The organism is Nonomuraea sp. NPDC049141 (assembly GCF_040648415.1).
Taxonomy (GTDB): Bacteria; Actinomycetota; Actinomycetes; order Streptosporangiales; family Streptosporangiaceae; genus Nonomuraea.
The window spans coordinates 405,615-427,127 of record NZ_JBEZDR010000002.1; the positions used below are offsets into that span (position 1 = coordinate 405,615).

The 21,513-nt window shown below is 70.6% G+C and carries 22 protein-coding genes; 12 read left to right on the forward strand and 10 right to left on the reverse strand.

All coding sequences use genetic code 11. The annotated features are described in order from the left end of the window. The gene (locus AB0B91_RS06695; RefSeq protein WP_358316718.1) at positions 1-1,410 is read right to left on the reverse strand and encodes an AMP-binding protein; all 1,410 of its coding nucleotides are present in this window, start codon (positions 1,408-1,410) and stop codon (positions 1-3) included. 145 nt (positions 1,411-1,555) lie between these two features. Here AB0B91_RS06695 and AB0B91_RS06700 point away from each other — a divergent pair, with 145 nt between their 5' ends. Genes AB0B91_RS06700 through AB0B91_RS06710 form a run of 3 tightly spaced genes read left to right on the forward strand, consistent with a single transcriptional unit; the run spans position 1,556 to position 4,924 of the window. Further along, on the forward strand, positions 1,556-1,795 hold the full coding sequence (locus AB0B91_RS06700) for an acyl carrier protein (protein ID WP_358316721.1): 240 nt from the start codon (positions 1,556-1,558) through the stop codon (positions 1,793-1,795). Then, a complete protein-coding gene (locus tag AB0B91_RS06705; protein WP_358316724.1) occupies positions 1,788-3,032 on the forward strand; it encodes a condensation domain-containing protein in 1,245 nt (414 codons plus the stop codon). Before AB0B91_RS06700 ends, AB0B91_RS06705 begins: the two co-directional genes overlap by 8 nt. Beyond that, positions 3,029-4,924, forward strand: coding sequence for a N,N-dimethylformamidase beta subunit family domain-containing protein (locus AB0B91_RS06710; protein WP_358316727.1), 1,896 nt, complete (start codon positions 3,029-3,031; stop codon positions 4,922-4,924). The genes AB0B91_RS06705 and AB0B91_RS06710 overlap by 4 nt, the downstream gene beginning before the upstream one ends. Here the strand turns inward: AB0B91_RS06710 and AB0B91_RS06715 are convergent. From AB0B91_RS06715 to AB0B91_RS06730, 4 genes are read right to left on the reverse strand one after another with little or no spacing between them, the layout of a single operon-like run. Beyond that, the gene (locus AB0B91_RS06715; protein WP_358316730.1) at positions 4,903-6,531 is read right to left on the reverse strand and encodes a hypothetical protein; all 1,629 of its coding nucleotides are present in this window, start codon (positions 6,529-6,531) and stop codon (positions 4,903-4,905) included. The genes AB0B91_RS06710 and AB0B91_RS06715 overlap by 22 nt on opposite strands. Continuing rightward, the gene (locus AB0B91_RS06720; RefSeq protein ID WP_358316733.1) at positions 6,516-7,457 is read right to left on the reverse strand and encodes a methionyl-tRNA formyltransferase; all 942 of its coding nucleotides are present in this window, start codon (positions 7,455-7,457) and stop codon (positions 6,516-6,518) included. The genes AB0B91_RS06715 and AB0B91_RS06720 overlap by 16 nt, the downstream gene beginning before the upstream one ends. Next, positions 7,454-8,143 carry a PIG-L family deacetylase gene (locus AB0B91_RS06725; protein ID WP_358316736.1) on the reverse strand — a complete coding sequence of 230 codons (690 nt, stop codon included), beginning with the start codon at positions 8,141-8,143 and terminating at the stop codon, positions 7,454-7,456. The genes AB0B91_RS06720 and AB0B91_RS06725 overlap by 4 nt, the downstream gene beginning before the upstream one ends. Continuing rightward, complete coding sequence (locus tag AB0B91_RS06730) at positions 8,130-9,209, reverse strand: NAD-dependent epimerase/dehydratase family protein (RefSeq protein WP_358316739.1); 1,080 nt, start codon at positions 9,207-9,209, stop codon at positions 8,130-8,132. The genes AB0B91_RS06725 and AB0B91_RS06730 overlap by 14 nt, the downstream gene beginning before the upstream one ends. Before the next feature lie 130 nt (positions 9,210-9,339). On the opposite strand from AB0B91_RS06730, the gene AB0B91_RS06735 reads away from it, so the two are divergent. Continuing rightward, positions 9,340-10,149: a lysophospholipase gene (locus AB0B91_RS06735; protein ID WP_358316742.1), complete on the forward strand. Its 810-nt coding sequence runs from the start codon at positions 9,340-9,342 to the stop codon at positions 10,147-10,149. A gap of 14 nt (positions 10,150-10,163) precedes the next feature. Here AB0B91_RS06735 and AB0B91_RS06740 read toward each other — a convergent pair whose 3' ends face one another. The 3 genes from AB0B91_RS06740 to AB0B91_RS06750 form a co-directional block, all read right to left on the reverse strand. After that, complete coding sequence (locus AB0B91_RS06740; protein ID WP_358316745.1) at positions 10,164-10,754, reverse strand: hypothetical protein; 591 nt, start codon at positions 10,752-10,754, stop codon at positions 10,164-10,166. 69 nt (positions 10,755-10,823) lie between these two features. After that, on the reverse strand, positions 10,824-11,192 hold the full coding sequence (locus tag AB0B91_RS06745) for a hypothetical protein (protein WP_358316748.1): 369 nt from the start codon (positions 11,190-11,192) through the stop codon (positions 10,824-10,826). Positions 11,193-11,200: 8 nt separating this feature from the next. Next, positions 11,201-11,923: an SDR family oxidoreductase gene (locus tag AB0B91_RS06750; protein ID WP_358316751.1), complete on the reverse strand. Its 723-nt coding sequence runs from the start codon at positions 11,921-11,923 to the stop codon at positions 11,201-11,203. 102 nt (positions 11,924-12,025) lie between these two features. On the opposite strand from AB0B91_RS06750, the gene AB0B91_RS06755 reads away from it, so the two are divergent. Then, on the forward strand, positions 12,026-12,862 hold the full coding sequence (locus tag AB0B91_RS06755; protein ID WP_358316754.1) for a helix-turn-helix transcriptional regulator: 837 nt from the start codon (positions 12,026-12,028) through the stop codon (positions 12,860-12,862). Between the two features lie 56 nt (positions 12,863-12,918). Here the strand turns inward: AB0B91_RS06755 and AB0B91_RS06760 are convergent, their stop codons facing one another. Further along, positions 12,919-13,065: a hypothetical protein gene (locus AB0B91_RS06760; protein ID WP_358040335.1), complete on the reverse strand. Its 147-nt coding sequence runs from the start codon at positions 13,063-13,065 to the stop codon at positions 12,919-12,921. A gap of 71 nt (positions 13,066-13,136) precedes the next feature. Next, entirely contained in the window at positions 13,137-14,765 is a 1,629-nt protein-coding gene (locus AB0B91_RS06765) for a CocE/NonD family hydrolase (RefSeq protein WP_358316757.1), read from the reverse strand. A gap of 117 nt (positions 14,766-14,882) precedes the next feature. Here AB0B91_RS06765 and AB0B91_RS06770 point away from each other — a divergent pair, with 117 nt between their 5' ends. The 7 genes from AB0B91_RS06770 (at position 14,883) to AB0B91_RS06800 (ending at position 21,485) form a co-directional block, all read left to right on the forward strand. Beyond that, positions 14,883-15,275, forward strand: coding sequence for a GntR family transcriptional regulator (locus AB0B91_RS06770; RefSeq protein WP_358316759.1), 393 nt, complete (start codon positions 14,883-14,885; stop codon positions 15,273-15,275). Between the two features lie 46 nt (positions 15,276-15,321). Next, the gene (locus AB0B91_RS06775) at positions 15,322-16,218 is read left to right on the forward strand and encodes an ABC transporter ATP-binding protein (protein WP_358316762.1); all 897 of its coding nucleotides are present in this window, start codon (positions 15,322-15,324) and stop codon (positions 16,216-16,218) included. Continuing rightward, a complete protein-coding gene (locus tag AB0B91_RS06780) occupies positions 16,215-17,228 on the forward strand; it encodes an ABC transporter permease (RefSeq protein ID WP_358316765.1) in 1,014 nt (337 codons plus the stop codon). Before AB0B91_RS06775 ends, AB0B91_RS06780 begins: the two co-directional genes overlap by 4 nt. A gap of 481 nt (positions 17,229-17,709) precedes the next feature. Next, entirely contained in the window at positions 17,710-18,495 is a 786-nt protein-coding gene (locus tag AB0B91_RS06785) for a maleylpyruvate isomerase N-terminal domain-containing protein (protein ID WP_358316768.1), read from the forward strand. A 36-nt stretch (positions 18,496-18,531) separates the two neighbouring features. Next, positions 18,532-19,128: a helix-turn-helix domain-containing protein gene (locus AB0B91_RS06790; protein ID WP_358316771.1), complete on the forward strand. Its 597-nt coding sequence runs from the start codon at positions 18,532-18,534 to the stop codon at positions 19,126-19,128. 251 nt (positions 19,129-19,379) lie between these two features. Next, positions 19,380-20,252 (forward strand): RNA polymerase sigma factor SigJ, encoded by an 873-nt coding sequence (gene sigJ / locus AB0B91_RS06795; RefSeq protein ID WP_358316774.1) that lies wholly within the window; start codon positions 19,380-19,382, stop codon positions 20,250-20,252. A 69-nt stretch (positions 20,253-20,321) separates the two neighbouring features. Beyond that, complete coding sequence (locus tag AB0B91_RS06800; protein ID WP_358316777.1) at positions 20,322-21,485, forward strand: FAD-dependent oxidoreductase; 1,164 nt, start codon at positions 20,322-20,324, stop codon at positions 21,483-21,485. The last annotated feature ends 28 nt before the right edge of the window (positions 21,486-21,513 follow it).

Below are 21,513 nucleotides of genomic sequence, written 5' to 3' on the forward strand. Positions count from 1 at the left end.
TCACTCCTCTGCCATACCGCGCAGTTCTCGCTTGATCACTTTTCCGGCGGCGTTCCTGGGCAGCGCGTCCACGCACAGCAGCCGGGTGGGCAGTTCGTGCTGGGCGAGCCGCTCGGCCAGGAAGGCCCGGATGCCGGCCAGCGTCACCGGCTCGCGGGACACGACCGCCGCCGCGACCGCCATGCCCATGACCGGGTGCGGCACCCCGAACACCGACGCCTCGGACACGGCCGGATGCTCGTGCAGCGCGGCCTCGACCTGGATCGTCGAGACCTTGAAGGCGCCCGACTTGATCACGTCGCTCTCCCGGTCGACGAGGTGCAGGTAGCCGTCGTCGTCGAGGTAGCCGAGGTCGCCCATGCGTACCCAGCCGTCCTGGAAGGTGTCGTGCCGCTGCTCGCCGTAGTAGGCGCGGGAGTGCGCGGCGGCGCGCAGCCATACCTCACCGGTCTCGCCCGGCGCGGCCGGGTCGCCGTCGGCGTCCGCGATCTTCAGGCTGCCGGCCGCGTGCCCGAGCGCGCCCGGCCGGTCGGGGTCGTAGATCATGATGGTCTGGGCGGGTGCGGCCTCGGTCGAGGTGTAGTAGTTCGCGACCGTCGCGTTCGGGAACGCCTCGGTCAGCTCGGCCGCGACCTTCGGCGGCAGCGCGGCGGCGGCCGAGCCGAGCAGCAGCACGCTCGACAGGTCGTGGTGGTCCTGGACGCGGGCGCCGAGCAGTTCGATGGCCATCGCGGGCACCACGAACACGGTCCCGGCCGCGTACGACTCCACGAGCGCCGCGAAGCGGGCCGGCGTGAACAGCGGCGGCGTGACCACGGTGGGCGCGGCGGTCAGCGCGTGGAGCAGCATGACCTGGCCGGCGTTCGTGCCGATGGGGAAGGCGTGCACGAGATGCCGGGAGTGAGCGAACGGGCGGCGTCTGGGGTGGACGGGCGGGGAGGTGAGGTTCGCGTGGCTCGCCGCCACGCCCTTGGGCTGCCCGGTGGTGCCGGAGGTGTAGAGGATCTGGGCGAGATCGAGCGGATCGACCTCGACGGGGACGGGTGCGGACGGGCCTCTGAGTTCTTCGCCGCTTCGGATGGTCGTGGTCGCGCCGCAGTGCCCGATCAGGTGGGCGAGCTCCGGGGCGGCCAGGCGGTCCGACAGCGGCACCGCGACGGCGCCCGCCTTCAGCACCGCCATCCAGTTCACCGCGTAGTCGAGCCAGTCACGGCCGCCGAACACCAGCGCTACCCGGTCACCTCGCTGTACGCCCTGGTCGAGCAGGTCGTGGGCGGCGGCGTTGGAGCGCTCGTCCCACTCGCCGAGTGTCAGGCCGCCCGTTCCGGCGACGATGAGGGCCTCGTGGTCGGGGTCGGTGGCGGCTCGTGAGCTCAGCAGAGCAGGAACAGTCTGAGCCGACTGAACCACCCCCCAAAATTATTATCGGGCTGCCGCAAGACGCTAGAAAAAATGCACAAATGCGTCAACCCCTTACCGGCAGACGCTTGCCGCCGTCTGGCCCCGCGTGACACACTCGCCCCGGATTTCCCTGAAAACGGGAGGGCTTTGCCAGGTGCAGACGGACGGGGAACTACGCGGACGGCTCGCCGACATGGTCGCCAAGGCCACCGACGGCGCGGTCGAGGCCGAAGAGGTGCTGGCCGGAGAGGCCAGGCTGGCCGATCTCGGCGTCACCTCACTCGGCTATCTCAGGCTGATCGACGCGGTGGAGGCGGAGTTCGGCGTCGAGCTGGACCTGACCTCGGCCGACAGCCTGGACGAGCTGGTGGACTACTTACGGCTCCATGCTTGAGTCGCCGCTCACCTGGGGGCAGCAGGACATCTGGCGGGCCGTCGTGGCGGCGCGGCCACAGGAGCACTATCTCAACATCGGCCGGATCTTCGCCGCGCCGAAGCGGCCCGTCACCGTCGAGCGCGCCATCAAGGCCCTGGACGAGCTCGTGGCCAGGCACGAGGCGCTGCGCACCCGGCTCAGCGGCCCCCGCGACTGCCCCCGGCAGCGGATCTCACCCATCGCCCGGCCGTACGTCGAGGTGACGGACGAATCCGCTCAGGTGGTGTGCGACCGGCTGTCGGCCGAGCCGTTCGACTACTGGGAGGAGTGGCCGCTGCGGGTGGCGTTCCTCGTGACTGGCGACTATGTCCGGCATGTCGTGCTGGTGGTCTGTCACCTGGCCGCCGACGGGCACGCGGCCGAGCTCCTGGTGAAGGACTTCCGGCTGCTCCTGCTGCGCGACTCGCTGCCACCGGTGGAGAGCGCCACGCCGCGCGAGCTCGCCGAGTGGCAGCGCTCGGCCGAGGGCAAGCGTACGTCCGACGATGCCCTGGCCTTCTGGCTGTCCGAATACCGGCGCATGGATCCCGTGGCCCTGTCGGACGTCCTGCGGCGCCCGAGGTTCTGGGAGGCCACGATGACCTCCGCGGCCATCGCCGCGGCGGCGCAGGCCGTGGCCGCGCGCGAGCGGGTGAGTTCCTCGACGGTGCTGCTCACGGCCGCGGTCAAGCTCGCCGGGCGGCTCACGGGCCAGCGGTTCTGCGGCATGCGGGTGATCGTCAACAACCGGTTCGCGGCCGAGCGCCGCGACGTGGTCTCGACGATCTCGCAGGAGGGGCTCGTGCTGCTCGACCTCGGTACGCCGGACTTCGGGGAGCTGGTCCGGCAGGGCTGGCAGGTGGCCGTGCGGGCGTACCGGCAGGCCCAGTTCGATCCGTACGCGATGGAGGAGGCGGTGTCGGCCGTGGGGCCGGGGATCAGGTCGTTCGGCTGCTTCAATGACCAGCGGCTGGTGCAGCGCGACGGGGTGACAGGTCTGGACGAACGGGCCGTACGCTCCTCAATGGGCCGGACCGAACTGGTCTGGACGGACACCATGGACCGCAACATCTGCGACTTCCGGCTGCACGTCGGCGGCGAGCCGGGGCGGATGGAGGTGTCGCTGTACGCCGACACCGGGCTGCTCGCGCCGCCGGGGATCGAGCGCTTCCTGTTCGACATGGAGTCGATGCTGGTCGAGGCGGCGTTCGCGTGAGCCTGTACGCGGCGGCCACGTCGTGCGCGCAGGGGGAGACGCTCCGGTTCCACCTGCTCGCGGGCGGGGGCGCGATCCTGGTCGAGGACGTGCCGACGGGGCGGGTCGTGTTCCGGGACACGGCCGAGGGCGACACCTGGACGCTCAAGGTGGGCACGGACTGGCCCAGCTCGCTCTATCGCGCCGTCCTGGGCGATTCGTCCGCATATTTCGTCGTACGTGGTCAGGTTCCTGCTTCGCCGGTGATGGTGGCGATTCCCTTTCCCACCTGGGAGGCGTACAACCGGCCCGGCGTGCCCGGTGAGGGGCTCTACCAGTCCGAGCAGCCCGATCGCGCGGTCAAGGTCAGCTTCGACCGGCCGGGCGCCGGGCCGCAGGTCGAGGAGTGGGAGCTCGGGCTGCTGCGCTGGCTCGGGCCGTCGGGGTACGCCGTCGACTACTGCTCGGGGCTGGACCTGCACGATGGTCTCGACCTGCTGAGCCGTTACCGGCTGCTGGTGATCAACGGGCACGACGAGTACTGGTCGTGGGAGATGCGGGACGCGGTGGAGGCGTTCGCGCGGGCCGGTGGAAATATCGCCATATTCTCCGGAAACACCTGCTGGTGGCAGGTCCGCTTCGAGGACGACCTCCGGACGATGGTCTGCTACCGCGACGCCGTCGCCGACCCCCTCTCGCGCACCGACCCCGGCCGCACCACGGTCGAGTGGCCCAGCGACCCCGTCAACCGCCCCGAGAACACCCTCACCGGCCTGACCTTCCGCAACGGCGCCGGCTGCTGGGTCGACTCGCGCGTGATGTCCCAGGAGTCCTACACGGCGCGCTTCACCGACCACTGGGTCTACGCGGGCACCGGCCTGCGAGACGGCGACACGTTCGGCAGGGGCGCGCTCGGCTACGAGACGGACGCCGCCGACCTGGAGTGGCTGGACGGCGTCCCCCGGGCCACGGGCCACGACGGCACCCCGCCGTCGTTCGTCGTCCTCGCCACGGCGGACCTGTCGCACTGGCGCAGGTACGGCAGGGGTGGCGCGGCCACCATGGGGGTGCACCGGCTGGGCGCCGGGACGATCTTCAACGCGGGCACCATCAACTGGGGCAACACCCTGGCCACCGACCCGATCCTGTCCCACATCACCCGCAACGTCCTGAACCACCTCTCCCGCCCCCCGGGCCCACCCCTGTGGGAGGACATCGGCCCAGTCGGCCCCGCGCACCCGGCCTCGGCCACCCCGCTGCTCCCAGCCCCGGAATCCCGGCCCGCGACGGCCGGGCCTCCCATGGCCCCTCCTGTGGAAGTCCAGTCGCAGCCGGTCGCGCTCGTCGTGTGTGAGAACCGGCTGTTCGCGGCCGGGGCCGGCGGGGTGCTGAGCGCGCGTGACCTGTCCGGCCAGAACCTGCCCTGGCGCCCGATCGACACCACCGACGCCCTGGCGCTCGCCGCCCCCCGCGAGGCCCACGGCGGCCCACCGGCGGGCCTGTACGGCCTGGCCCCCGACGGCGCCATCCGCTACCGCGACCCCGTCCTCACCTCCGCCCCGTGGGCGGACGTCAGCCGAGCCCCGGAGCACGCCACGGGCCTGGCCGGCGCCGACGAGGCCCTGTTCGCCGTCACCTCGGACGACGAACTCTGGCACCTCCCCATCCGCCGCCTCACGGACGCCACCTGGACCCGAATGGGCACCGGGGGAGGAGCCACGAGCCTGACGGCGATGAACGGCCGCCTGTACGCCATCGCGGCCGACCGCGTGCTGACGAGACCGGTCGACCGCCACAACACCGACTGGACCGACCTCGGCCCAGCCCCGGTCCTTTCAGCGCTGGCCGCCGCCTCAGGACGGCTCGTCATCGCGGCCCCCGACGGACGGCTCTACTGGCGGTCGCTCTCGTAGGCCAGCCACTGCGCACACGTGTGCAGTCCGTAGTCGAGCTCCACCTCCGGCCGCCACCCCAGCTCACCGAAGGCCCGCTCGACGCTCACCACCGCTCCCGCCGCCGCCACACCCCAGGCGCCCTCGATCGGCACGGGCCGGACCGCCTTGGCCACCGCCTTCGCCAACTCCCACCCGCTCACCGGCTCCGGGCCGGCGATGTCGAACACCCCGGCCCCACGGGCCAGAGCGGCGATGACGGCAGCGGCGACATCCCGTACATGCACCAGTCGCAGGACCCCGTCACCGGCCCGCAGCGGCCGGTTCAGCGACGACCGCAGCACTGAGTCCGCCACGATCCCGCCCTGCGGCATCCCCGGCCCGTACGGCTCGCCGAGACGCAACACCACCGCGTCCTCGACCTCCATCCCGCGCGAGCCGACCAAGACCTTCCGCCCGCCGAAGCCCGAGAAGGCCGCGCGCGCCAGCCGTACCTCCTCATCAGGATCGCCGTCCAGCGCGCAGACGTGCACCACCGCGTCGGGATCATCGGCACCCAGGTACCCCCGGTCGGCGAGCGCCCACGTGACCTGCTCGCGCAGCCACGTGTCAGCCCCGGTCACGGCCACCGTCGGCCGTTCCACAGCCTGCGGAGACGCCGCGCGCCCCGCCGCGAGCCCGGCCCGCGAAACGCCGAGCAGTTCGTCCGACAGCCGGGCCAGCTCGCGCGACCCGAGCTCATGACAGAGCCCCCCGGGCCCCATGGTCTCCAGCGCCCGATCCACCACCCGAGGATCCCCGGAGCCTTCCCCCACCACGCCCATCGTGAAGGCCGTCAGCCAGAGCTGCCACCAAGGGCCCTCGTACCGCGCGCGCAGAGCATCGACGTCGAAGCCGCGCCCGTCCAGGTAGTCCTCGCACCGGATGTCCCGCCATCCCGAAGCGCCGGGCACCGCGCACTGCGCCACCCCTCGCTTGAAGAACGGGATCGCGGCCAAGGACCCGAGCAGCCGATCCTCACGGGAGAGCGGATCGTCGGCGAAGAAGCAGGGCGAGCGCCGCAGGCCCTGGAAGTCGTTCTCCACCAGGCTCGCCAGGTCCTCGTGCTCGGCCAGGCTGGGCACCGCGACGTACACCGGCACGCCGGCCTGCCGGAGATAGCGGCCCATCAGCACGTCGTCCGGCCACGTGTCGCCCCGATCGCGGGCCCACTCCACGTACCCCTCGGCGACCCGGCGGGGGAGCAGCAGCGCCGCGACGGGCGTGTACTCCCCGGCCCCGCGCACCCAGCGTGCCCCGGCGAGCGCGCCCAGCCGTACGGCGGCGCCGTTGCGCGAGTTCCAGAACGCGAACAGCGCCAGCGCCGCGTCCGGCATGGCCTGGGCGGCCATCGTCGCCCGCTCGAAGAACGTGCCGGACAGCACCATGTCGTCGTGCAGCAGTACGTGGTGCGTGGCGCCTTCGGGGATGCTCGACCAGGCCAGCAGTGACGTCCGGAACGCCGACGGCCGCCCGCTCGGATCCGGGTCGGTGACCACGTCCAGGACACCGCCCGCCAGCCTGATGGCCGCCTCCCTGCGCTTGGGATGCGCCATCACCGCCCCGGTGAGCGTTACGTCCCCAGGCATGTGCCGGCCGCGAGTTCGCCCGCCTCCAGGAGGGCCAGCGCGTCACGCCGTCCGGTCCCCTCCCACTGCGCCTCGCGGACGACGAGCAGCCCGGAGCCGCACGCCACCAGGACTCCGGCGCTGCCGGTCGACCAGACCGGCGCCAGCAGGGTGCCCGGCGGCTCCCGGTGGTCGCCCCACTCGATGAGGTCGGCGCTGTGCACGAACAGCTTGCGTCCGCCGACGAAGGTGAAGGCTCCCGGGTACGGCGCGGCCAGCGCGCGTACCCAGTCGTAGACCTCGCTCGCGGACTTGGTCCAGTCGATCAGGCCGTCCTCCGGCCGCCGCCGTTCCCACACGGAGCCGCCCGGCGGCTGCGGGCGGGCCACCACCTGGCCGGCGAGCAGCAGTGGGACGTACTTGGCGAGCAGTTCGATGTTGATCTCGGTCACCTTGCGGTAGACCTCGGTGACGTCGTCGCGACGGCTCACCGCGAACTCGCGCTGGGCGATCAGCTCGCCCTCGTCGGCGCCTTCGTTCAGGAAGAACACGCTGACCGCGCTCGACCGGATGCCCTTGATGATCGTCCAGGGCAGCGGCGCCCGTCCCCGGCCCTCGGGCAGCCGGGTGGGGTGCAGCCCGACGGAGCCGAGCGGGCACGCCGACAGCAGCGGTTCGCGGACCAGCTGCGACCAGCCGGCCACCACGAACAGGTCGATGCCCAGGCTGGTGACCAGCTCGTGCGCCCGGCCGTCGTTGATGTCGGCGGTCTCCAGCAGCGGGATGTCGTACTTCTCCGCCGCCTCCCGCAGCGGCGCGTAGCCCGAGCGGTGCTGTAACTCGGGCGGATAGCCGATGAGCAGCGCCGGGGGAGTGCCCTGAGCAGCCAGCACGTCCACGGCCGGGGCCGCGAATTCCATGCCGGTGCAGAAGGCGAACTTCTTCACAGGACCTCCCTAAGTACGCCGAACGCTTCGGCGTGAGTGACTCCGATCTCCGCCCCGCGCAGCGTCGCCAGTGCCGTCACCGACTCCTCGCTCCTGATGTGCGGCGAGGGCCGGTGCTGGCTCTGGTAGCCGCGCAGCGCCTCCAGCTTGCGTGCCATATGGGAGCTGATGTCGCAGAACGCCGTGGAACGTGGCATCGGCTCGGCCGCCCACTGAATCTTCGACATCTCGTACAGCAGCACGGTCGGCACCAGCCACTTGCCGAACTGCTGGGCGATGGGCCGGGCCGCCGCGAACCCGGCGCCGAACACCGCCAGGTGATCCTGGTCGTAGTCGGCGAAGCTCGGCAGCAGCAGCAGGTCGGGCCGCCGCTCGTTCAGCGCCCGCTCGAACAGGTCGACCAGCTCCCGGCGCGGCAGCGTGTCCAGCCGCTCGGTCAGGTCCAGGTCGCCGTACGCGATGTCGTACGTGAAGCCCAGCGTGGACCGGACGGCCTCGATCTCGTCCAGCCGCTGCCGATAGCTGGTGGCACCGTCGAGGCCGTAGTGCCGCATCCCGTCGACCGCCAGATACAGGACGTGGACCTCGGCCCCCGCCTCGACCTGGGCGGCGATCAGGCCGCCGCAGCCGAGTACCTCGTCGTCGGCGTGGGGAGAGATCACCAGCACCCGGTCAAAGCGGCGCATTCACTGCCCTCCGATCCTCGCGGGCGCGGTAGTACTCGGCGGTGCTCAGGATCAGCTCGTCGAGCGCGATCCGCGGCTGCCAGCCGAGCCCCGTCGCCGCCCGCAGCGCCGGGATCTTGTGGAACGACTCGGCCTCGGCGTAGTGCGGCCCGTGGACGCTCCTGCCGTCGACGCTGACGATGGGCGACGGGCTGCCGAGCAGGTCCTTCACCCGGTGGGCCAGCTCCATGATGGTGATCGCGTTCGCCGGGTTGCCGACGTTGATGATGATGTCGTCGCTGTCCAGCGCCGCGTCCATGTAGCCGATGAGAAACCTGGTCAGGTCGCTCGCCGCGATGAACGCCCTGACCTGCTCGCCGCCCGCGAACACGGTGATCGGCTTCTCGGCCAGCGCCTGCTGGACGAACGTCGGCATGACGAACCCGCCCGCCCGCGACTGCCGCGCCCCCGCCACGTTGAACGGGCGGATGACGACCCCGCGCAGCCCGTGCTGACGGCTGTTGGAGACCATCGCCTCGGCCAGCGTCTTGGCGATCGCGTACTCGATGCGGGTGTTGTACTGCGTCGGTACGAGGATGTCGTCCTTCTCGTCGAGCACGCCGCTGCGGCCGTACACCTCGGCCGAGCTGAACAGGCACAGCGGCGCACCGGCGCCGATGCAGGCGTCGATGACCGGCGCGGTGCTGCCGATGATGTCGTGCCCGAGCCGGCCGGCTCTGGACAGGATGCTCGCGGGGCCGACGTACGAGGCGGCGTGGATGACGCGGTCGGCACCGGTGAAGTCGCCGCCCGCCGCCAGGTAGTCCTCCACCCGCTGCCGGACGACCGTGCAGCGGGGGTCGGCGTCGTAGTCCTCGCCGTCGATGACCGCGCCCGCGTTGGAGTCGATGATCATTACTCGGTGGCCCGCGGTAAGATACGCGTCCACCAGATGTGAGCCGATGAATCCGAGACCGCCCGTGACGATGACTTCGCCACTTGGAGCTCCCACGGGCCTGCCTTTCCCCACGAAGCCGTGATTTCGAGGAAAAACGGTCACACGGGGCCTGTGCCGCCCCGGTGGCACCTAGCGTGGGATTAAAACAGTTTTCGCCACACTTGTCACGCATGGCAGTAATTTTTCACCCCTTGTCCGGATGCTGGACCGCTGGGCCGGGCGGGGCGTACGCTCGCCGCATTCCGACGCACGGAGTGACATGGCCAGTTCGAGGGAACGCACGTTCACCGGCACGCGCGCCACGATCGTGGTGCGGGAATGGCCGCACGACGAGCCGCGCTACATCGCCGTCCTGGTCCACGGGTACGGCGAGCACATCGGCCGTTATGAGTACGTGGCCGACACCCTGGTACGGCACGGCGCCGCGGTCTACGGACTCGACCACGTCGGCCACGGCAAGTCGGCGGGCGACCGGGCACTCGTCGTCGACTTCGAGGACGTGGTGTCCGACGTACATGCCGTGGAGGAACAGGCCAGGGCCGACCATCCGCGCGTACCGGTGGTGCTGATCGGCCACTCGATGGGCGGCATGATCGCGGCCCGCTACGCCCAGCGCTACGGCGACGGGCTGGCCGCGCTCGTCCTGTCGGGCCCGGTGATCGGCGAATGGGAGGTGATCCCCGTCCTGCTGTCCCTCGAAGAGCTCCCCGACATCCCCATCGACCCGGCCACCCTCTCGCGTGACCCGGCCGTCGGCGTCGCCTACGCCGAGGATCCGCTGGTCTGGCACGGACCGTTCAAACGACCCACGCTGGAGGCGTTCGCCACGACGATCGCCTCGATCGCGAAGGGCGGAACACTCGGCAGCCTGCCCACGCTCTGGATCCACGGCGCCGACGACCAGCTCGTCCCGCTGACCTCCAGCCGTACCGGCATCGAGACGATCCGCGGCGACGACCTGACCGAACGGATCTATCCGGATGCCCGGCACGAGGTGTTCAACGAGACGAACCGGGACGAAGTCCTGACAGACGTCACCACCTTCATCGACCGAGTCCTCGGCCACTGACTCCTTCCACCGGCTCATTTCACCGGAAGCCAGAGGTGGCCGGATCCGCGGGTCCGCGTCAGGTCCACCCGGTAGCACCCGGCCTTGGGGAACACGAACCCCGTGCCCCACTCCTCCCCCGGTCGGTGCCACGAAGAGCCGCCGTGCTGGTCGGGCCCGAACGTGGGCTTGGCCCGCGTGCCGTCAGGCAGTGCGGCCGTGACCTTCAGCGACCCCTCGCCGGTCATCCGCCACACGATCTTGACCTCCTTGCCCCGCTTGAACGGAACCGGAGCGAACAGCAACCCCCACACCTCGGCATCCCGCGAGACCCCCCGCACCTCGGGAAACCCGCCGCCCTGGGTGATCATCGACGTCCCATGACACGCCACCTTGGTGGTGGCGGGCGTCGGCGTCTCCACCGCCATCGTCTGCGACACGGCCGGCGTTTCCGACAGAGCCGGCGCCTGCGACCCGGCTGATTTGCCTGTCCCGGCCGGTGTCCGCGACCCCGCCTCGCCGGTGGCGGCGGGCGCTGTGGCCGCCGATCTCGGCTGCGCCACTTGGCCGCTGGTGGTGCAGCCGACAGCCACTATGAGCACCGCTCCGATTGCCATTCGCCTCATCGAACCTCCCCTGCTCTCACGTGACGTACGCCGCCGAGCGGCGAGAGGTTCCCAGGCCTGGACGGAGGGTTATATCCAACGGCGAATGGCGTCGACCGTCGTCTCAGGTGTGGTGTTGAAGCAGAACCGGATTCCGGGTGTCGTCGTCACCAGTACGTTGATCAGCCGTTCGAACAGGAGGGTGTGCTCGGGTGCCATGCGCAGACCACCTCCGATCATGGCCAGGCCGACGGGGCCCTTGGACAACCGTTCACGGATGGTCTTCTCTGCTTCGTCCGGGTCGGTACCGATCAGGCACGACACCGCGTCGAAGCCCGCCGCTCGCAGGGCCGCATTGCCCTGCTCGATCCGTGTGGTGAGTGTCACCTCATCGAGGCCCGGATGCTTGGTGTAGTCGATCGAGCTCGGATGCAGCCCGATGGTCAGAATCGTGGTCATCTTCGCTCCTACCAGGGGACGGGACCGTTGGCGTCGAAGAAGCCTCCGGTCGGCCCGTCAGCGTCCAAGGTGGCCAACTTGATGATCGCAGTGGCCCCCTCGGCGACGGTATGGATACCCGTGTGATGGTTCATGTCGGTGGCGGGGTTGCCCGGATCCGCAGAGTTGACCTTGAACCCGGGCAGCGCTCGGGCGTATTGGGACACGATCATGTTGAGCGCCGCCTTCGATGAGGCATAGTCGAGGCTCAGGAAGCCGGACTCGGGGCGGGCGGGGTCGCCGGCGTGTGTCAGTGAGGCGAGAGCGCTGGACACCATGACGATGCGGGGCTGTTCCGACCTCCGAAGCAACGGCAGGAACGCGTGGGTAACCCGCACCTGTCCGAACACGTTGACCTCGAACAGCTCCCGTAGCGTGTCGGCGTCCATGTCGGCCGGATCCAGCAACGGACCACCGACGCCGGCGTTGTTGACCAGCACATCCAGGTGATCCACGCGCTCGGCGACGGCCTTCACGGCCGCCGCCACGGATTCGTCCGAGGTCACGTCGAGCTCGACGAACTCGACGTCGAGCCCCTCACCCGTCAGCGTGTCCGCGGCGTGCCTGCCCCGTTCCCGGTCCCGAGCGGCCAGGAGGACCAGCCATTGTCTTTCGGCCAGGCGGCGTACGGTCTCCCGGCCCAGCCCTTTGTTCGCTCCGGTGACCAGTGCCACCGTCTTCACGTCTGTCATGGAGTCGATCATCAGTGCCCGCGTCTTGGCTCGCCAGGACCGCTGAGGCATGGGACCTGCGGTACCACCCGGCCGACGCCCTCGCTGCGGCATCATCGAGGAGTGAACCGCCCTGAACTCGCCGAAGTACTCCGTACAGCCCGGGCCCGGATACGACCGCAGGACGTCGGGCTGCCGATGGGGATGCGCCGCCAGGTGCCGGGTCTGCGCCGGGAGGAAGTGGCCATGCTCGCGGGTCTGAGCGTCGATTACGTGGTCCGGCTCGAGCAGGGGCGCGGGCCACGGCCCTCGAGCCAGGTCATCGCCGCGTTGGCCCAGGCCCTGCGGCTCGACGACGATGACCGTGACCTGATATTCCGGCTCGCCGACCACGAGCCGCCTCAGGCCGGACGCATCGCGATGGTCGTACGGCCGAGCGTGTTCCGGCTGCTGGACCGCATGGCGGATCTGCCCGTGCTGGTGCTGTCGGCCAAGGGCGACGTGCTGGCCTGGAATCCCCTCGCGGCGGCACTTCAAGGCGACATGTCCGCATGGCCGCGGCGGCAACGCAACCTCATCTGGCAGCGCTTTCTCGGTAGCAGCCGCTGCCAGGTCGCCGCGGGCCCGGACGAGGACGACGCGGCTGCCCGCGCCTCGGTCGGCACCCTACGTGCCGCCCATGCCCGCTACCCCAACGACCCCGACCTGGCCCAACTGATCAGGGAACTCCGCCGTGGCAGCCCGCGATTCGACGAGCTCTGGCGGGAGGGCCGATCCTCCCCATGGCGTACCGCGTCCAAGAGCATCGGCCATCCCAGCCTGGGAACGATCACGCTCGACTGCGACACCCTCCTGCTCCCGGACAGCAGCCAGACCATGCTCGTCTACTCGGCCGAGCCGGGATCCCCCGAGGCCACGGCACTCGACCTGCTCCGGGTGACCGGGCTGCAGCATTTCTGAGTCGTCACGGACGCGCGCCCGTGAAATACCGTCGGCGCCCTGGTTCCCGAAGGGCATTATGATCGTAAAAAGAAATACCAGATCACGCCCAGAGCAATCAGCCAGATAATCGCGCCGATGCCGCAGACCACCAGGCAGCCTGCGATTACTGTGCGTTTTCTACCTCGATCGCCCCATTCGTGACGACCGCGATCCGGATCCATCTTCCGAGGCTACGACGTCCCTCCCGCCGCCGCTAATTGACCATGTTCGCGATAAGTGGCATTTGTTCCTTTTATCTATTTCCTAGGAGCAGAAGGATCAATGCCGACGGATATTCCGGGCCATGGAAGATTTCGAACGAGGTGCGCCGCGTCCGCACGGCCCCGGCCGCCGGCTCGCCGGTCCCGTGGTTACGCGCGAACCTCGGGAACGCGCCCCCCGCCATCTGGACCCGCAGCCGGTGCCCCCTGCGGAAGCGGTACCCGGTCGGGTGCAGCTCGACCTCGGCCCGGGTCACGCCCTGCGAGCCTGGGGGCAGGCGAACGATGCCGTCGGTGACGTTCCGGGAGACGCCTGAGGGGTCGACGTCGCAGAGCCGTACGAACAGGTCGGCATGCCCCGTGTCAGTCCGGACGTGCACGACGGCCGAGACCGGTCCGACCAGGTCGAGATCCCGGGTGAGCGGCGGGGCGGTGTGGACGAGCACGTCGGAACGGCGCTCCACCTCCCGGTTGTCGCGCTGGCCGAGCTCCTTGGCCGACAGCATCGGGCCGCCCGGCGATCGGGTGGGGCGCGCGGGATCGTAGACGAACGTGCCCGAATCGTTCTTGCCCGGCGCCTCCCAGCCGAGCCCCCGGCCGTCGCGCAGGTACAGCGGCGTCGGAATGGACTCCGCGGGCGGCCACCGGTCGAAGTCCATCCAGCGGTTGGCCTTCTGCAGGTAGAGGCGTACCGGTGCCTGATGCAGTTGGGCGGTGTCGCCGAGCAGGTGCGCGGACAGCCACGACACCTGGTCGATCATCATGGCGCGTATCGCGCCCAGGTCGTGCCCCCACGGGCCGATCGTGATCCGGCTGCGCCGCCCCGCCGCCCGCAGCGCGGCGAAGTCACGTAGCTGCGCGGGCAGGAACAGGTCCCACCAGCCGGTCACCATGCTGGTCGGCGTGGTCATCTCGGCCGCGGCCGCGCTGTGGTCGGTGGCCGCCCAGAAGTCGTCGCCCGGCTCCGCGTGGGTCGCCACCTCGCGCAGGAACGGTTCCGGCCTGCCGATCGCCGCCACGTCGGACGTGCCGATGGGGACGTGCGCCATGGCCCGCCGTACGCGTCGCTCCTTGCGGGGGTCGGGCAGCAGCCCGCCCAGCAGCGCCTCCTCCTGGGTGCCGATCAGCGACGACCAGGTCAGCAGGTTGTGCAGGCCCAGAACGCCGCCCGGATAGAACGTGCTGACGAACTCGCTGGCCGTGACCCCCAGCCCCATCGCCTCCAGCGGCGGATCGAGGTAGGGCCCCACCGCCCACTGCGTGTACCCGAGATAACTGCTCCCCGCCATGGCCAGCCGCCCGTCACACCACGGCCGCGCCCGCAGCCACGCCGCCGTGGCCAGGCCGTCGTCCTTCTCCTGATGAAAGGGGTGGAAGCGGCCGCCGGAGCCGAAGACGCCCCGGGTGTTCTGGACGACGACCTGCATCCCGTGCCTGGCCAGCGCGCCCGCGAACGCCGTCGAGTCGATCCGGTGCTTGCCGTACGGCGTGCGCATCAACACCACCGGCAGCGGTCCGGCGCCACGAGGCCGATAGCGATCGGCGAGCAGCACCGCGCCGTCGGGCATCGTGACCCGCAGATCACGCGCGACCGCGACCTCACCGGCCACCGCCTCCGGCAACCCGAGGAACCTGTCGAACAGCCTGCCGAGCACGCTCATGCGGAATCCTCTCGCTCGCCGCCCAGCGTAGAGCTCCAAGGCCGAGCCACGCGGAGTTTGACGAGCCGCCTTCCCCAAGGTCTAAAGTGCTATATGAATAGCTAAATGGAGGAAGGCGTGATCGAGTTCCATCTGGACGGCCGGTCCGGCGTCTCGCCGTACTTGCAGGTGGTCCAGCAGGTACGGCAGGCGCTGAGGCTGGGTCTGCTGCGAGAGGGTGACCAGCTTCCGACGGTCAAGGACGTGGTGGCGCGGTTGGCGATCAACCCCAACACCGTGCTCAAGGCATACCGCGAACTCGAACACGACGGGCTCGTAGCCGCCCGCCCGGGTGTCGGCACGTTCGTGACCCGGACGCTGGCCGACGCCTCGCTGGCCGCGCACGGCCCGCTGCGGCAGGACCTGCGGCGCTGGCTGGCCAAGGCCCGTCTGGCCGGGCTTGACGACGAGAGCATCGAGGCCCTGTTCATGACCACCTTTCGGACCGCCGCTCAGGAGGACATAGCGTGACCGAGCGCAGCGAGGGCATCGATATGGGGGCTCTGGAGGAGACCTCATGACCGCGGTCCTGCGGGCCCGAGCACTGGGCAAGAAGTACCGACGACGCTGGGCGCTGACCGACTGCACTCTGGAGATCCCGGCCGGGCACGTGACCGGCCTGGTCGGCCCCAACGGCGCAGGGAAGTCGACGCTGCTGAACCTCGCCGCCGGGATGCTGACGCCGACGGCGGGCACCATCGAGGTGTGCGGCGGCCGCCCCGGCAGCGGCCCGGCGCAACTGGCGAAGGTCGGCTTCGTCGCCCAGGACACCCCCACCTATGCCGGGCTGACCGTCTCCGACCACCTGCGCCTCGGAGCCCAGCTCAACCCGGGCTGGGACGACGCCCTCGCACGCCGGCGGATCGAGCGGCTCGGCCTGGACCCGAACCAGCGGGCCGGGAAGCTGTCGGGCGGTCAGCGCGCCCAGCTCGCCCTGACCCTGGGCCTCGCCAAACGGCCCGAGTTACTGATCCTCGACGAGCCGGTGGCCGCCCTCGACCCGCTCGCCCGGCGGGAGGTCCTGCAGGACCTCATGGAGGCCGTCGCCGAACACGGACTCAGCGTCGTGCTCTCCTCCCACCTGGTCGCCGACCTGGAACGCGTCTGTGACCACCTCATCGTGCTGGTCGCCTCCCAGGTCGCGATCACCGGCGAGATCGACGAACTCCTGGCCACCCACCACCGGCTGGTCGGACCCCGCCGCGACCTCGCCACCCTCCCCGCGGACCAGCACGTCATCTACGCCAGCCACACCGACCGGCAGACCACGCTCATCATCCACACCGAGGCGCCGATCCTCGACCCCGCCTGGACCGTCAGCACGATCGGTTTGGAAGACCTCGTCCTGGCCTACATGGGCCGGACCGCCGGCGTCGGCTCCGGCCGCCGCCGCGCCCTGGAGGTACTTCGATGATCTGGCTGACCTGGCGGCAGTTCCGCGCACAGGCCATGGCGGTGTACGGACTCCTCGCCGCTCTCGCCATCCTCCTCGTGATCATCGGCCCGCCACTGGCCGGCTCCGGCGTCGCGCGGCTCACCTCGGCCGAGGACCAGGTGTACGACCTCGGCATCATGCTGGTGTACGGGCTGCCCGCCATCATCGGCATCTTCTGGGGCGCCCCGCTGGTCACCCGGGAACTGGAGACCGGCACCTACCGCCTGGTGTGGAACCAGACCGTCACCCGCACCCGCTGGCTGGCCACCAAACTCGTCATCACCGGCCTGGCCGCCGCGATCGCGACCGGGCTGCTCAGCCTCGCGGTCACCTGGTGGGCCGGTTCCATCGACGCCGGCAGCCAGCCTTCCACCGCCTTCGGCGTGATCGGGGACGAGTCCTTCGCTCCGCGCGTTTCGCCGCTGGTGTTCGGCGCACGCGGGATCGTGCCCGTCGGCTATGCCGTCTTCGCCTTCGTCCTTGGTGTCGCCGCCGGGATTCTGCTGCGCCGCACCGTGCTCGCCATGGCCGTCACCCTCGCCGTGTTCGTCGCCGTCCAGGTCGCCGTGCTTTTCGCGGTGCGCCCGTACGTGATCCCCGCGGTGCGGGACACCGTCCCGATCACTGCGGCGAACGTCGCGAAGCTGGGCGTGACCGGCTCCGGCGGGCTGGCGGACCTGGCCGTGGCCGGACCGCGGGGCGCCTGGGTCCTGGCCACCGAGACCGTCGACGCCGCCGGGCAGGTAGTCACGGCGCCGCCCTGGGCGGCCACCTGCATGGCCCCGCCGCGGCAGATGTCCGACGCCCATCCTGTGGCCGGCCAGGAGTGCTTCGCGAAGCTCACCGCCCTCGGCTACCGGCAACTCGTGACCTACCAGCCCGCCGGCCGCTTCTGGGCCTTGCAAGGGATCGAGACGGCGATCTTCCTCGCCCTCTCCGCCCTGTTGACCTGGCTCTGCGTCCGATGGACCCGCACCCGCCTACCCTGACCGACCTCCCGCCCGGCCCCTCCGGCGAGGAGCGGCCTTAGCCGCCCGCCATTCCGCCACGTCCGGCGACCGACCTCCTACCCCGGCCAGTCCGGAGAGGAGCGGCCTCAGCCGACCGCCTCTCCGCCACGCCCGGCCTTGTACCTCCCCCGCAACGGCGCACCCACCGCCTGACGCAGGTTCCGGGGGCACTCGACCCTGCCCGAAATCAGGCCGCCACGGCGCGGCAGTAGTCCCATCGAAAGGACAGACACCTTCATGCGTCATGCCATCGAACCGCGAAACGCGCCCACACCGTACGGCAGCACCGGCCCGGCTCCGCCGCTGCTTGCGAGGCGTCCGCATCTGTCGCGTCCGCCACGACGCGCCCGCCGCCTGGGGATCCCCCGCTCCCGCCCACGAGCCCGCGGCGGGTCCGGGTCGCGGTACCGGTGAATTTCCACCCGCCGCCTTGTCTGCACAGCGAGAGAGGGAGGCAAAAATGCGAAAGTCCCCACCCACGACCAACGCCGACACCACCGCTGATCCCTGGATGGGCGGGGTCGCTCTGCTGGGGCAGGCCATCGACTACGCGCTGGGCTGCCTGAGCCTGGTCACGCCCGGCGACCTGGACCGTCCCACCCCATGCGACGGCTGGGACCTGCGGGCATTGCTGGCACACGCGAACGACTCGTTCACGGCACTGGCGGAAGCCGCGACCTTCGGCCACGTCGCCCTCGTCCCGCCGATCAGCGACGGCCACAACAAGCCCAACACCACCAATGCCACCACCCATGGCCCGCCGGTGCCAGGCGGCCCGGCCTCGGGAGGTCCGGCCTCGGGAGGTCCGGCGCTGGGAGGTCCGGCCTCGGGAGGTCCGGCGTTGGGAGGTCCGGCCGCGGTAGGTCCGGTGGTGGTCGGCGGCGAGGTCGATCCTGTGGTCGCGTTGCGGGACCGCGCCACCAGCCTGCTCCACGCCTGGGCGAACGCCCGGGCAGCCATCGTCTCCATCGGCGGCTGCCCGTTGACGGCCGCGACCGTGTGCGGCGTCGGTGCCGTCGAGGTGACCGTGCACGCCTGGGACGTGGCCCGATCCTGCGGTCACCCCAGTCCCATCCCGGCGCCCATGGCGACAGAGCTCCTGCCACTGGCCCGCCTCTTCGCCACCGACGCCGACCGCCCGGCCCGGTTCGCCTTACCGTTGGACGCCGCCCCCCAAGCCCTCGCGCAGGACCGGTTGCTCGCCTACCTGGGCCGCGACCCCCACTGGACTGACAACAGCAGATAGCTTGACAGCATTAATTGTCGGTGTCAGCGTGGAGCCATGTACGAAGTCGCGGTGATTGAGGACCCGGCCGCCGCCGAGGTGTCGCTGGATCCGGTACGCGCCCGGCTGCTGGCCGAGCTCGCCGAGCCGGGCTCGGCCACGATGCTGGCCGCCAAGGTCGGTCTGGCCAGGCAGAAGGTCAACTACCACCTCAGAGCCCTGGAACGCCACGGCCTCGTGGAGCTCGTCGAAGAGCGGCGCAAGGGCAACTGCACCGAACGCGTCATGCAGGCATCGGCCGCCTCTTACGTCATCTCGCCGACAGCCCTGTCGGCGGTCGAACCCGACCCGTCCCGAGCCCCCGACCAGCTCTCGGCCCGCTGGCTGCTGGCCGTGGCCGCTCGCCTGGTGCGTGACGTGGGCGCCCTCATCACCGCCGCCGCGAAGGCCAGGAAGCGGGTCGCCACGTTCGCGATCGACGGCGAGGTCCGCTTCGCTTCGGCCGCCGACCGGGCGGCCTTCGCCGAAGAGCTGTCCGGAGTGGTGGCTTCGCTGGTCAGCAAGTATCACGACGAGCAGGCCGACGACGGACGACCCCACCGGCTGATCATCGCTATCCACCCTTCCGTGGGGAAACAGCCCACAGATAGGTGATCTGGTGCGCGACAAGCAGCCCAGTATGTCCACCGCTGCCGTCCTGCGATCCAGTGGTTCGGGCTGAGCCGGGAGACTCCTCTGCTGCCCTGGTGCCGGTCGGAGCAGTTCGTAGGCGTCGAGGCGTGGCTACCACCCCGAGGGCGTCTACACCGAAGGGCGATTCTCAAGGCTCCTCGGTCGGTGCGGTCAGAGACCGGTTGCCTGGAATCGGAGGTCGATCACTGACCCGAGGGGGGAGGAGACCGAGGGTGGAGCTGGCCGGCAGGTTGGCGGAGGCCGACTGGGAGTCGCATCGCCCCGCGGTCTTCGGGGCGGCCTACCGGATTCTCGGCACCGTCGCCGAGGCTGAGGACGTGACGCAGGAGGTCTGGTTGCGCGCCGCCGCCGCCGACCTGTCCGAGGTGCGGAATCTGCGGGCCTGGCTGGTGACTCTGGCCGCCCGGACGTCCTACAACGTGCTGAAGTCGGCGCGCGTCCGGCGCGAGTCCTATGTCGGCCCCTGGCTGCCCGAACCGCTGCTGACCGGGCCCGACGCCGCCACTCCGGTGCTCATGGGCGAGTCGGTGAGCACCGCGATGCTGGTGGTCATGGAGCGGCTAACCCCCGCCGAACGGGTCGCGCTGGTGCTGCACGACGTCTTCGACTTCCCGTTCGGCCGGATCGCCGAGGTGCTCGGCGGCACCCCCTCCGCCAGCCGCAAGCTCGCCTCCCGCGCGCGGGCCCGGGTCGCCGAGGTCGAGGAGCGGCCCCGGGCGTCCAGGGCCGAGGCCGAACGCGTGCTCAAGGCCTTCAAAGCGGCGGCCGACGCGGGGAACATCGCCGCGCTCGTCGAGCTGCTGCACCCCGAGGCCGTCTACGTCGCCGACGGTGGCGGCAAGGTGACCGCAGCGCGCAGGCCGGTCCAGGGCGCCGAGACGATCGCCCTGCTGGCGGTCAGGCAGATCGAGATCAGGCGCCCCGACGCGTTCCAGATCATCGAGGTGAACGGGCACCCGGCCCTGGCGACCTACCGCGGCGGCGAGCTGGTCTGGCTCGACACCATGGAGATCGCCGACGGGCGGATCACGGCGTTCAGGAGACTGGCCAATCCCGAAAAGCTCGCCCACATCGGTCACATCTGAGCCGGCCATCTTGACTCCCTGCCGAACCCCCCGATCCCCCCGGGGGCGAGGCTGAGAGAGGACGACACGATGGCACACGTTGTGATCATCGGAGGCGGTTTCGCGGGTGTGTGGAGCGCGGCGGGAGCGGCGCTGGCACGCGGAGAGGCGGACCTGCGCATCACCCTCATCGCGCCCAACGAGTACCTGGTACTGCGGCCACGCCTGTACGAGCCGGAGCCGGACCTGGCCAAGGTGGAGCTCAGCAGGATCCTTGAGCCGATCGGCGTCGAGCACCTGCGGGCCTGGGTGAGCACGATCGACACCGACCGACGCGTGGTGGTGGCCGACGGCGAGGAGGTCGGCTATGACCGCCTGGTGCTGGCGGCGGGCAGCAAGCTCGTCCGGCCCCAGGGCCTGCCCGGCGCTGAACGGCTCTTCGACATCGACACCCTGGACGGGGCCCGCCGGCTCACCGATCTTCTGCGCGACCGGGAGGACTACTCCGCCGTGGTCGTCGGCGCCGGGTTCACCGGCCTGGAGGCCGCGACAGCCCTGGCCGCCCGGGGCCGGGTGCTGCTGGTGGACCGGTCGGAGATGGTCGGACGGCAACTCGGCCCGGGCCCGCGCGAGGAGATCGAGGCGGCGCTGGACGAGCTGGGCGTCGAACGCCGCCTCGGGACAACAGTGACAGAGGTCGGCGACGGATACGCCGTCCTCTCCGACGGCACCAGGGCCGTAGCGGACGCGGTGGTCTGGTCCGTAGGGATCAGGGCCAGCGACCTCACCCGGCAGCTCTCCGACGAGCTCGACCACCTCGGCCGGGTGCCGGTGGACCAGCGGCTGCGCGCCCTTCCCGAGGCGTTCGTCGCCGGGGACACGGCTGCGGCGGCCTTCGACACCGAGCACACGGTCATGCAGGCCTGCCAGCACGCCACCCCGCTCGGCAAGGTCGCCGGCTACAACGCGGCGGCCGACCTGCTTGACCTGCCGCTGCGCGACTTCACCCCCGGCCCGTACGTCACCTGCCTGGACCTGGGCGGCGCCGGTGGGCTCTTCACCCGAGGCTGGGACCGCAGGGTGATGGCCTCGGGCGCCGACGGCGCGGCCATCAAGAAGCGGATCAACCAGCAGATCCACCCGCCGGTCGACGACGCCGCGAAGATCCTCGCCGCCGCCGACCGCGTCTACATCGACCTCCCCTTCTTCCCCCGCGACGAGGAGACGGCCGCCCCCGCCGCGAGCACCCTATAGCGCTCAAAGTCATAGATCTGGTTGTTAA

What these genes read in the sequence shown, in the direction of transcription:
- AB0B91_RS06715 (WP_358316730.1), bottom strand. Translation starts at nt 6,531, where the DNA reads ATGCCTGGGGACGTAACGCTCACCGGGGCGGTGATGGCGCATCCCAAG.
- AB0B91_RS06740 (WP_358316745.1), bottom strand. Translation starts at nt 10,754, where the DNA reads ATGAGGCGAATGGCAATCGGAGCGGTGCTCATAGTGGCTGTCGGCTGC.
- AB0B91_RS06780 (WP_358316765.1), top strand. Translation starts at nt 16,215, where the DNA reads ATGATCTGGCTGACCTGGCGGCAGTTCCGCGCACAGGCCATGGCGGTG.
- AB0B91_RS06785 (WP_358316768.1), top strand. Translation starts at nt 17,710, where the DNA reads ATGCGAAAGTCCCCACCCACGACCAACGCCGACACCACCGCTGATCCC.
- AB0B91_RS06705 (WP_358316724.1), top strand. Translation starts at nt 1,788, where the DNA reads ATGCTTGAGTCGCCGCTCACCTGGGGGCAGCAGGACATCTGGCGGGCC.
- AB0B91_RS06725 (WP_358316736.1), bottom strand. Translation starts at nt 8,143, where the DNA reads ATGCGCCGCTTTGACCGGGTGCTGGTGATCTCTCCCCACGCCGACGAC.
- AB0B91_RS06745 (WP_358316748.1), bottom strand. Translation starts at nt 11,192, where the DNA reads ATGACCACGATTCTGACCATCGGGCTGCATCCGAGCTCGATCGACTAC.
- AB0B91_RS06750 (WP_358316751.1), bottom strand. Translation starts at nt 11,923, where the DNA reads ATGACAGACGTGAAGACGGTGGCACTGGTCACCGGAGCGAACAAAGGG.
- AB0B91_RS06800 (WP_358316777.1), top strand. Translation starts at nt 20,322, where the DNA reads ATGGCACACGTTGTGATCATCGGAGGCGGTTTCGCGGGTGTGTGGAGC.
- AB0B91_RS06790 (WP_358316771.1), top strand. Translation starts at nt 18,532, where the DNA reads ATGTACGAAGTCGCGGTGATTGAGGACCCGGCCGCCGCCGAGGTGTCG.
- AB0B91_RS06760 (WP_358040335.1), bottom strand. Translation starts at nt 13,065, where the DNA reads ATGGATCCGGATCGCGGTCGTCACGAATGGGGCGATCGAGGTAGAAAA.
- AB0B91_RS06765 (WP_358316757.1), bottom strand. Translation starts at nt 14,765, where the DNA reads ATGAGCGTGCTCGGCAGGCTGTTCGACAGGTTCCTCGGGTTGCCGGAG.
- AB0B91_RS06775 (WP_358316762.1), top strand. Translation starts at nt 15,322, where the DNA reads ATGACCGCGGTCCTGCGGGCCCGAGCACTGGGCAAGAAGTACCGACGA.
- AB0B91_RS06735 (WP_358316742.1), top strand. Translation starts at nt 9,340, where the DNA reads ATGGCCAGTTCGAGGGAACGCACGTTCACCGGCACGCGCGCCACGATC.